This is a genomic window from Porphyromonas sp. C0026D3 (genome assembly GCF_056590775.1).
Map to the genome: position 1 here is coordinate 111,226 of NZ_JBWPWU010000008.1, position 8,359 is coordinate 119,584.

Sequence of the window (8,359 nt, forward strand, 5' to 3'; positions counted from 1 at the left end):
TTTGGCCTGGCAACTTTTTGTCTTGGCAAAAGTTGCCAGCGTAATTAACTGTAAATCTGTTGGTTGTTTGTTGCCGATAAAAATTGGCAACTTTGTTTCGTAAACTTTGTATATCTATTATAGATGGCTACAATGGCTACAATGGCTATATATGGCTATATATACTATATATACTACTACTACTACTACTACTACTATAGGTATATAAGTTACCAAGTTGCCATTGCTATGTTAATTATGTGACTATCAGTATATTTCGCTTGGCAACTCTCCCAAAAACCGTAACTTGCCAAGGTGCTAAGTTGCCAGCAACTCTCTCTTTCCATTGTCCTAGAACGGTAACTCATCGTCTGGCGAGATCGTGTTTTCGACCACATCCTCCACGAAACCTATGCGCTCAAAAAGTACGACTCGCCCGTACTGTGTCACGGTGCGTCGTCCTATCTTCTCCCAGTCGGAGAGCTTGCCCAGGGTCTTTGTGGCTATATGAGTGGTGTACTTGTTGCCGTTGTCCAGCTCGGAGAGCCACTCATTGCGAAACTCCTCCCCGCAGACTTGTCTCCGTATCTCCATATGGCAGTCGGAGAGTGATGGGTAGGATCCTCGCCCAGTACCCATCCGCACGGTCTGTATGTAGTTTTTGCGTTGCTCTTTGGTCCAGCTGTCCCATGTAGAGGGTATGCGTATGGAGAGGTACCGTTCCGCCTCGGCGACCAGTGGATCCTCGTACTCGTAGGCCCCCTGTACTTGCTTCATTTCTAGTTTTAGCTCGTGCGGTAGCTCGGTGCTCTCCCCCTCCTTGTACCTATGGTAGGCCTCGGCCCATATCTGGCGGATCAGGGTGCCATCGTCGTTGATGATCTCCAGCATAGCATCACTCACAGTCTGCTCGGGTTGGTGGCAGGCTATGGTCCAAAAGCGTCTGTTGCCTGTCTCGTCTCGCAAAAAGCTGTCCTCGTTGGTGGTGCCGAAGAAGACACACTGCCTCGGCAGGACACTCACTCTGCGGTTGTAGGCGCCACGGTATCGGTCGTCACGCTTGGAGAGAAAAGCCTTGATAGTGGTTGTTTCTTGACGGGAAAACCCCTTGAGCTCGGCACTCTCTATGATCCAGTTGCCGTCCAGTTGCTCCATCAGTCCTTTGCCGTCTTGCCGAAAATCAAAGCTGTCAGAGAACCACTTGCCCCCCAGCTTGGCTAGCAGGGTGGACTTGCCTATACCCTCGTCACTGATCAGTATAGTCATGTAGTCATACTTGCACCCCGGCTCAAAAACCCGCTTGACGCAGGCCACAAGGCTTTTTCGGGTAATGGCTCGCACCAGCTCCGTATCGTCTGCCAAGAGGCATCGGATAAAAAGGGTGTCCAGTCGCTCCACCCCATCCCACTCTGTCTCCTGTATGTACTCTCGTATGGAGTGGACCTGTCTGTCGTCTTGCATGAGGACATAGTCCATAGCGTCTTGGATTTTGTCTTTTGTGGCGTCTAGTCCGTACACTTTGGAGAGGTAGACACGAAGTGCGGCATCGTCGGTGTCTGCCCATATGTCGTTCCGTTCGCCACGCTCCCACGGCAACCGTCCGGTGATGATCACTCGGTCGGTGAATTGGTCGTGCTTGATATGGTTGGAGAGGAGTAGGTCATTTTCTAGGACCGTTACACAGTTGGTCAGGCTCCCTATGGTGATCCCCTTTGCGTTGGTCTCTAGCTTGGTTGCTATGATCTCATCGGCGGTTGTGTCTATAGCGTTGAACTGGTCCAGGTCAGGCCTCGCCTCCTCTAGGTATCGTGCGCCCGCCTTGGCGTCCTCCCGCACCGCTTTGCACATAGCGGAGTAGCTAGGCAGTCGGTCTGTCCGTGTGTGTGCTTTGGCGTCTTTGTCGAGAGTGCCAAACTTTAGAAGTCGGTATAGATCAAAAGCATTGAGTGTACGTCCGTGCAGGGGGTCTGTGGAGTGGTTGGAGTAGCAAAACAGTCCACCCTCGTAGAGTACCACTCCATTGGAGGAGTGTCCAGGCTTGTAGGTGTATCGGTTGTAGCTATTGCCCCGCTCGTAGAGGTCAGGGAACATCTCCAGCACATCTCGGCAGTCGTACTCACGGCACCACGCGCCCACAAGACCTGTTTTTGTGGTTGGGTCCTCCATACGACCTCCTCTGTTGGCGTGTTGGTAGCTCTTCTCCTCCTCTGTGGGACCGTAGCTCCACTCCTTTGGGTCTCTTGGGTCTGTGTAGGTCTCCAGTACTAGGTCAGGGTCCAGCACCTCGCCTATATGCACCTCGCTCCAGTACTCGCCGTCGGAGGAGACCGATGGCCAAAACATCAGCCTCTCCGGCTCGTAGCTTGCGGGGTCCACCTGATCCAGTACCGGCTCGGCCACTCGTCGTGTGAGGGCTTGGTACTCGGTGCGGTCGACCTTTCGGGAGAGTGGTATGATATACCGCCACCGCCTAGCTGTGGGGGTGCTGCTGTGTGTTGTGTGTCGTATGTAGAGGCAGGTGGGGGCAAAGTCCGTGTCCGTGTCTATGTCTAGAGTGATCAGGCTCCGCTTGTCCACTGCTCCGCCTATTCTGCGCTTGACGCCGGGGCGAAACTTACCGCCCACGAACCCCCCTACGTCCTTGGTGTCGCACTGCTCGTCCTTGCTCATACGCAGGTACTCCCCCATGCTCTCCCCTGTCTTGGTGGCGTCCTGTAGTGCCTTGACTATATCGCCCCAGGTAGGGTAGATGAGACTAAAATCAGCCCGCCTGTTGTCGGCCACCATGATGGGGTACCTAGTTGTCTCTGTTGTTGTCTCCGCCGTTGTCGCCATTGTCGTATTGCTCCAGTAAAAAGTCTATATATTGTTTGGCCTTGCGCAAGTCCTCCGCACCGCCTTTGTGCCGGTATCGACAGACATACTTGATCACGTTGCCCTCGCAAAACCCCAGCTTGTTTTGGAGGATGAAGTCTATCGGCTCCACTTTCATGTCCTTGTAGTGGGAGCCTCCCACTTGGTCTCTCTTATTCATATCTGTCGACCGTCTTGATTTTCACTTTCAGTGGCAGGCCGTTAGCCCACCGGGGGGTGGAGGTCATGATCACCTCCAAGTACATCCTCAGCCAGTCCGGCGCACGGTTGGTCAGCCCAGTGTCTAGTACAATCTCGTCGTATTGGTGCATGACAACACACTGTAGGCAGTCGCACCTCATCAGGGCGAAGTACAGTAGGTCGGTCGCAAAAGCTGAAACGATATTTTGGAGTACCGTGGTGGCTCGTCTATCGTTGTCGTTGTCAGAGTCTCTGTAGATCAGACACCGTCCACTCGGTAGCTCCACCCGCAGGGTGTCGCCACTGCGCCTGACCGTCACACTGCCCAGTGCCAGTTCTCCGTCCGACTTGGCACGGTTGCTCCTCAAGAGGCGGGACAGCTCCTCCACCGCTTGGGTCACTCCGGGGTGTAGCTCATGCCATCTCCTGACCAAAAACTGTGCGTCGTCCAAGTGGATACCCAGCTTTTTGGCCACCGTCCTTGCTCCGGCACCGTACCCGCACATGATGTCCAGTTCCTTGGCACGGGCTCTGCGCTCCTCGGTCACGGTCATAGAGCCGTCCTGTACACCGGAGAGGCGTCTGGCCAGTTCCTCGTAGAGGTCCGCACCGTTCTTGGCCGCCTCCAGCTTCCACTCCACCCCCAGCAGGTAGGCCATCACTCTAGGCTCCATACTGCTCCAGTCGGCACAGATCAGGGGCTTGCCGTTGGTGCCGGTGATCCGGCTCCGCATACTGCCACCCTTGGGCAGACCGTAGAGAGCGGAGGAGGTGGCTCGCCCCACCTTGGTACTCATGATCCGACACCCGCCCCGGAGGCGACCGTCTGCGCTTGTCAGCCGTCCCATAGGGGAGGTGCCGTCCCCTAGAGCGTCACACACCGCCACACCACGGCTATTGATCCGCTCGCACTCATCCCATACGTACCGCCATGTGTCCAGCGACTGCAGTTGGTCACGTATCGCCAAGTGACGCTCCTTCAGCTCGTCCACGGTCGTAGGCTCGGTGTCGCAGGGCAGTCCCAGGAGGCGGTAAAAAAAGGAGAGGTCCACAAACTGCCTCGGATCCACCACCGCACCTGTAGTGGCAAAAATGATGGCTCGCACCTCGCTTGCGTCCCAGCACACCTTGCGTACATCGGTCAGGCGCAGGCAGGTCATCAGCTCCTCGGTCTCCTCCGCCCCCACGTAGTGGCACTCTGCGCCATACTCCCCCTCGCCCATGCTCACCCAGTGGACCGGGTTGCTTATCAGCTCCGCCCCACGGTAGGCTCCGTATAGGCGTGCGGTCTTGGCGTAGGCGGCTCTCTTTGTGTAGTGTATATACATATCTTTTTGTTGTAGGTTGGTAAAAAAGGGTGGCGGTGCGTCACACAGCGGAGAGGCACCGCCACCACAGGAGATGGATCAAAAGGGCAGATCATCCACACTGTCACTCGTACCGGCCGTTGTCTGCGGGGCCACACTCTTTAGCGGGGTGGCATCATCCACGACATCAAAGGCATCCATATCCGGGCCATTAGATCCGTAGGGCTCGCCACCGCCCAGCAGTTGGACAGCCTCGCACTGCAGAGAGACCCCCATGCGCCCGGGTTGCGTCCACGTAAAGGCACGGATCATCAACCGGGCATAGGCACCGCCGTACACCTTGGAGGGGTCGGTGACATCTTGCTTGAGAGGGTCGATCACCGGGATTGGGCGGTTGCCCCCACTGCACCGCACACTCCACTTGTCGCCATCGGTCTGTAGCTCGGTGTCCAGCTCGTGTATACGGTCGGCGTCCACGGCTCCTTTTTTGCCCTTCCACTCGCCCTCACGGGCTACCTTTACGGCGTTGTTGATCAGCTCCTTGACCATTGCCAGGGTAGCCTCATCCGCCTCATTCACGATAAAGGAGGTGAGGTACTTACCGGTAGAGTACTGAGACTCGCTAGGGGTCAGCAGATTGGGGTAGGAGAGGCGCACACGTCCTGTGAGCATTCGGGTGTTGTCCAGTTGTTTGGGTTGTAGGGTGTTAGCTTTCATGATTTGTTTTGATGATTAAAAGTGAGATAAAATATTAGCTTTTGTATCCAGTGTGGGGCGTTTGTCCTCCTCCCTTACGAGAGTAGGTGCCCCCTGTGGTTTGTCGATCAGTCCGTCCGCCTCCATAGTGGCCATCAGCTCACGGCCTACCACCTTTTGGAGTGCCGTGATGCCCAGAGGCTTGTACTCGTAGAGGTTGTGCGGATCCACGCCCACACTCACTGCACGGTCCACGACTTTTGCGTAGTCGGTCACTCGGCGGACACTGCGTCCCTCCACCAGCTTCCAGCCACGCACCTTTTCACCGCCCAGCAGTCGGGCTGTGGTGGCCTCCCGGAGAGCCTTGATATAGTCCAGTATGTCGTCTGCACGGTCTAGGATAGCCAGTTTCTCGTCCTCCGATACCTCCTCGGGCTTGCCCACAGCCCCCATCAGTGGCGGAAAAAGGTCCACGTACGCCCGGCAGTCGCACTTGGCACGGCACCACCGGCAGTGGTCACCCATCACCAAAGAGCCCTCACCACGGTTGGCCAGCTCGGCACGGGGCAGGATCTCACCCTCTACCCACGACTGTAGCTCCACGGCACTCACCGCCCAGATATTGAGGTCACCGGTTCGGGGTTGGAAAATGGTCATACGCACATCCGCCACCCCCGAGAGCTTGCCACTCTTTAGTAGTCCGTAGGCGTAGAGTGCTAGTTGCTTGTTGTGCTCGGCAGGCACCGGCACTCCCTGGCCGTACTTGTAGTCGATGACGTAAAGGGTCACGCCACGCACGCCCCAGCAGTCCACCGTCCCAAAGCACCCCTCCACACCCGGGATCTCCACTCTCTGCTCCACGCAGAACCGATCCAGACCCAGCTCCTCGGTGATGTAGTAGTGGTACGCTTTGGCGCACTCGATCATCTCCTCCGTGTACGTCCCCTCGGCACGTACCTTTTCCTCCGTCTCTCCACGCAAAAGTCGCTCGCACAGCTCATGCGCCAGGGTGCCCTCCTCGGCGACAGCACTCGTAGTGTCGGGGTAGTGCTCCTCCATCCTTGCGGACGGAGTGCAGGTTGTCCACCGCTCCGCCGATGACGGGGAGAGTAGCGCATGTGCTCGCCCCGAGTGGTGGATCTCTAGGGGTTGTTGTTGCTCGATCATAGTTGTATCAGTTTTTGAGGAGTTGTAGGTCCCGTATCAGTGCCTCTCGCTTCTCGGGTGGGACATCCGCCACCGTCCCGGCACCGCTTGGGGTGTACATAGCCACCGTGTCCTTGACCCTGGTGTACATACCCTTGTCGCCGGAGGCGGCACGCACCACGTCCCGGCACGCCTCCAGCACCGCCCCCTCGTCGGGGTAAGTGGGCTTGGCACTCGCCATCATCTCCGCCAGCTTGCGGGGCCTCGCCTTGGCGGTAGTCTCCACCGTTGGAGTAGCCTTGGTGGCCGTCTCCACTTGCCCCGTTTCCTCGGGTACCAGCCGGTACCGCTTGTCGCCTATCACGACCCGTAGTTCATTCTCTAGATTCATAGTCAGTTGTTGTTATTTGTCAGGTTGGTCAAAATGGTTCCGCTCATATGTACATTTGGTCCCACAGAATGTACATTTGGATTTGCTCATATGTACATTTGGTTTGGCTCATATGTACATTTGGTTTTTTCAAATGTACATTTGGTCGCACCCCTTTTTTGTCGTCGTTCCTGCTCGGGCTTGTAGGGGCGGACCGGGTGTCCGCCCCTACGCCTGTTAAATCTCGCCTTTGAGCAACTCCAGATAATCGGTTTCCGACACGGTTACGACCTCCGAGTAGTTGTTCAACCTCCTACTTTCATCGGCAATCCGCTCTGTTGCCTCTAGGACCGTGTCCGCTTGTACTACAAACTGCTTTCGCTTTTTCCGCTCCACCCCCGTCTTTACATCAAGAGTTGAAAACGCAACTTTGCAATTGTAAAATCGCTCTGCATTCTCCTCAAGAAATACATCGTGAAGTCGCACCTTTCTAATGTGTTCTACGACATACTCTCCACGATTCATCAGCTTCTTTGCGACAATCGCTTCCACCTCCGTAAAGTCATCGGCTTTCACCAGATAGCTTTCACTTACCTTTTGTAGCCTCTCTCCATTGCCAAACGAGATTGGCTTCTCAAAACTCACCTTACAATTAAACCAGTTCATAAATTCATTCTCTTTTGTGTTTATAATACCTGTCATCATTCCTCTGCCTTCTCCACCTCGTCCAGCGTCTTTACCCACTCGGATCCCTCGCGGCCGCCATAGTCCAGCCACAGAGTGGCGTCTGTCGGGTCATTTTCCCTGGACCAAATAATACCCACTACGATAGTCTCAAACTTGGTGCGCTTGATCCGCACCTTGTCGCCGATCCGTAGGTCGGTGACCTTTAGCTCTTGCTGTTTGTCCTTTTTCATCTTTTTCCCTTTCTCTAAAATTCCAATTTGTCTAGAGGTCATTTGAGCTATGTCGTTCCCTATCGTCACAACCACGTTTAACACCCCATCTCTATATTTTTCAACGCTTTTAACTATCCCCTTTATTCCATACTTGAGTATAACCACCGTATCGCCTACCTCTACCTCCTCTTTCTCTCTCCCCTCCCACTCCTCATAGATTGTGGTCTTTAAGTACGAATGGCTTAACTTATCATAGAATGAGACCTCACGCTCCACGTACCAATACGACGCACCTGTCTCTTTTAGTTGCTTACTCTCTTTCATCTTCCAAAATCTCCTCTACATATTTCACAATTCGCTCGTACTCCTGCCCACTCCTTTCGCTATCGGAGTAGGCTTTCTTGACCAGCTCCTCGCCCGTGCCGTAAAAGCAACCGACCCGCCACCTGTTGTTGCTCCGTGTCCACGTGAAGTACCGACCACTGCTCCACCAGTTTTTGAAGACAATGTAGTCCTCCATGCTACGCACCTCTGCGTTCCCCATTATCTCGGCACGGCCATACACGTTGGCACAGTCATACACTTTGGAGCTGTCACTCACTTTGGCACGATCGAACACGTGGGCACGGTCATACACGTGGGCACGGTCATACACGTGGGCACAGTCATACACTCGGGCTTCGCCACACACTCGGGCAAAGCCATACACTTGGGCATCCCCATACACTCGGGCATCCCCACACACATTGGCGAAGCCACACACATTGGAACGGTCATACACTTTGGCCCAGTCATACACTCGGGCATCGCCACACACTTTGGCATTGCCACACACTTGGGCAAAGCCATACACTTGGGCATTGCCATACACTTGGGCAAAGCCATACACTTGGGCATTGCCATACACT

9 protein-coding genes are annotated in these 8,359 nt (G+C 55.1%); all 9 read right to left on the reverse strand.

Features of this window, described 5'->3' with window-relative positions; genetic code table 11:
* Positions 1-330: 330 nt before the first annotated feature.
* Positions 331-2,814, reverse strand: coding sequence for a virulence-associated E family protein (locus AC1EK1_RS07725; RefSeq protein WP_480306584.1), 2,484 nt, complete (start codon positions 2,812-2,814; stop codon positions 331-333).
* Positions 2,777-3,013, reverse strand: coding sequence for a DUF3310 domain-containing protein (locus AC1EK1_RS07730; protein ID WP_480306585.1), 237 nt, complete (start codon positions 3,011-3,013; stop codon positions 2,777-2,779). The genes AC1EK1_RS07725 and AC1EK1_RS07730 overlap by 38 nt, the downstream gene beginning before the upstream one ends.
* On the reverse strand, positions 3,006-4,361 hold the full coding sequence (locus AC1EK1_RS07735; protein ID WP_480306586.1) for a DNA polymerase: 1,356 nt from the start codon (positions 4,359-4,361) through the stop codon (positions 3,006-3,008). The genes AC1EK1_RS07730 and AC1EK1_RS07735 overlap by 8 nt, the downstream gene beginning before the upstream one ends.
* A gap of 78 nt (positions 4,362-4,439) precedes the next feature.
* Positions 4,440-5,057 carry an ssDNA-binding protein gene (locus AC1EK1_RS07740; RefSeq protein WP_480306588.1) on the reverse strand — a complete coding sequence of 206 codons (618 nt, stop codon included), beginning with the start codon at positions 5,055-5,057 and terminating at the stop codon, positions 4,440-4,442.
* A 15-nt stretch (positions 5,058-5,072) separates the two neighbouring features.
* A complete protein-coding gene (locus tag AC1EK1_RS07745; RefSeq protein WP_480306589.1) occupies positions 5,073-6,203 on the reverse strand; it encodes a DUF2800 domain-containing protein in 1,131 nt (376 codons plus the stop codon).
* A 7-nt stretch (positions 6,204-6,210) separates the two neighbouring features.
* The gene (locus tag AC1EK1_RS07750; RefSeq protein ID WP_480306590.1) at positions 6,211-6,573 is read right to left on the reverse strand and encodes a hypothetical protein; all 363 of its coding nucleotides are present in this window, start codon (positions 6,571-6,573) and stop codon (positions 6,211-6,213) included.
* 216 nt (positions 6,574-6,789) lie between these two features.
* Positions 6,790-7,257 carry a DUF4494 family protein gene (locus AC1EK1_RS07755; protein ID WP_480309170.1) on the reverse strand — a complete coding sequence of 156 codons (468 nt, stop codon included), beginning with the start codon at positions 7,255-7,257 and terminating at the stop codon, positions 6,790-6,792.
* Complete coding sequence (locus AC1EK1_RS07760) at positions 7,254-7,775, reverse strand: hypothetical protein (RefSeq protein ID WP_480306592.1); 522 nt, start codon at positions 7,773-7,775, stop codon at positions 7,254-7,256. Before AC1EK1_RS07760 ends, AC1EK1_RS07755 begins: the two co-directional genes overlap by 4 nt.
* Positions 7,762-8,359, reverse strand: a 598-nt coding sequence (locus tag AC1EK1_RS07765) for a hypothetical protein (protein WP_480306593.1), incomplete at its 5' end; no start/stop codon positions are given. The genes AC1EK1_RS07760 and AC1EK1_RS07765, both read right to left, overlap by 14 nt.

Bases quoted from the DNA above. Each gene is read 5' to 3' on its own strand.
- AC1EK1_RS07725 (WP_480306584.1), bottom strand. From the start codon at position 2,814: ATGGCGACAACGGCGGAGACAACAACAGAGACAACTAGGTACCCCATC.
- AC1EK1_RS07730 (WP_480306585.1), bottom strand. From the start codon at position 3,013: ATGAATAAGAGAGACCAAGTGGGAGGCTCCCACTACAAGGACATGAAA.
- AC1EK1_RS07735 (WP_480306586.1), bottom strand. From the start codon at position 4,361: ATGTATATACACTACACAAAGAGAGCCGCCTACGCCAAGACCGCACGC.
- AC1EK1_RS07740 (WP_480306588.1), bottom strand. From the start codon at position 5,057: ATGAAAGCTAACACCCTACAACCCAAACAACTGGACAACACCCGAATG.
- AC1EK1_RS07745 (WP_480306589.1), bottom strand. From the start codon at position 6,203: ATGATCGAGCAACAACAACCCCTAGAGATCCACCACTCGGGGCGAGCA.
- AC1EK1_RS07750 (WP_480306590.1), bottom strand. From the start codon at position 6,573: ATGAATCTAGAGAATGAACTACGGGTCGTGATAGGCGACAAGCGGTAC.
- AC1EK1_RS07755 (WP_480309170.1), bottom strand. From the start codon at position 7,257: ATGATGACAGGTATTATAAACACAAAAGAGAATGAATTTATGAACTGG.
- AC1EK1_RS07760 (WP_480306592.1), bottom strand. From the start codon at position 7,775: ATGAAAGAGAGTAAGCAACTAAAAGAGACAGGTGCGTCGTATTGGTAC.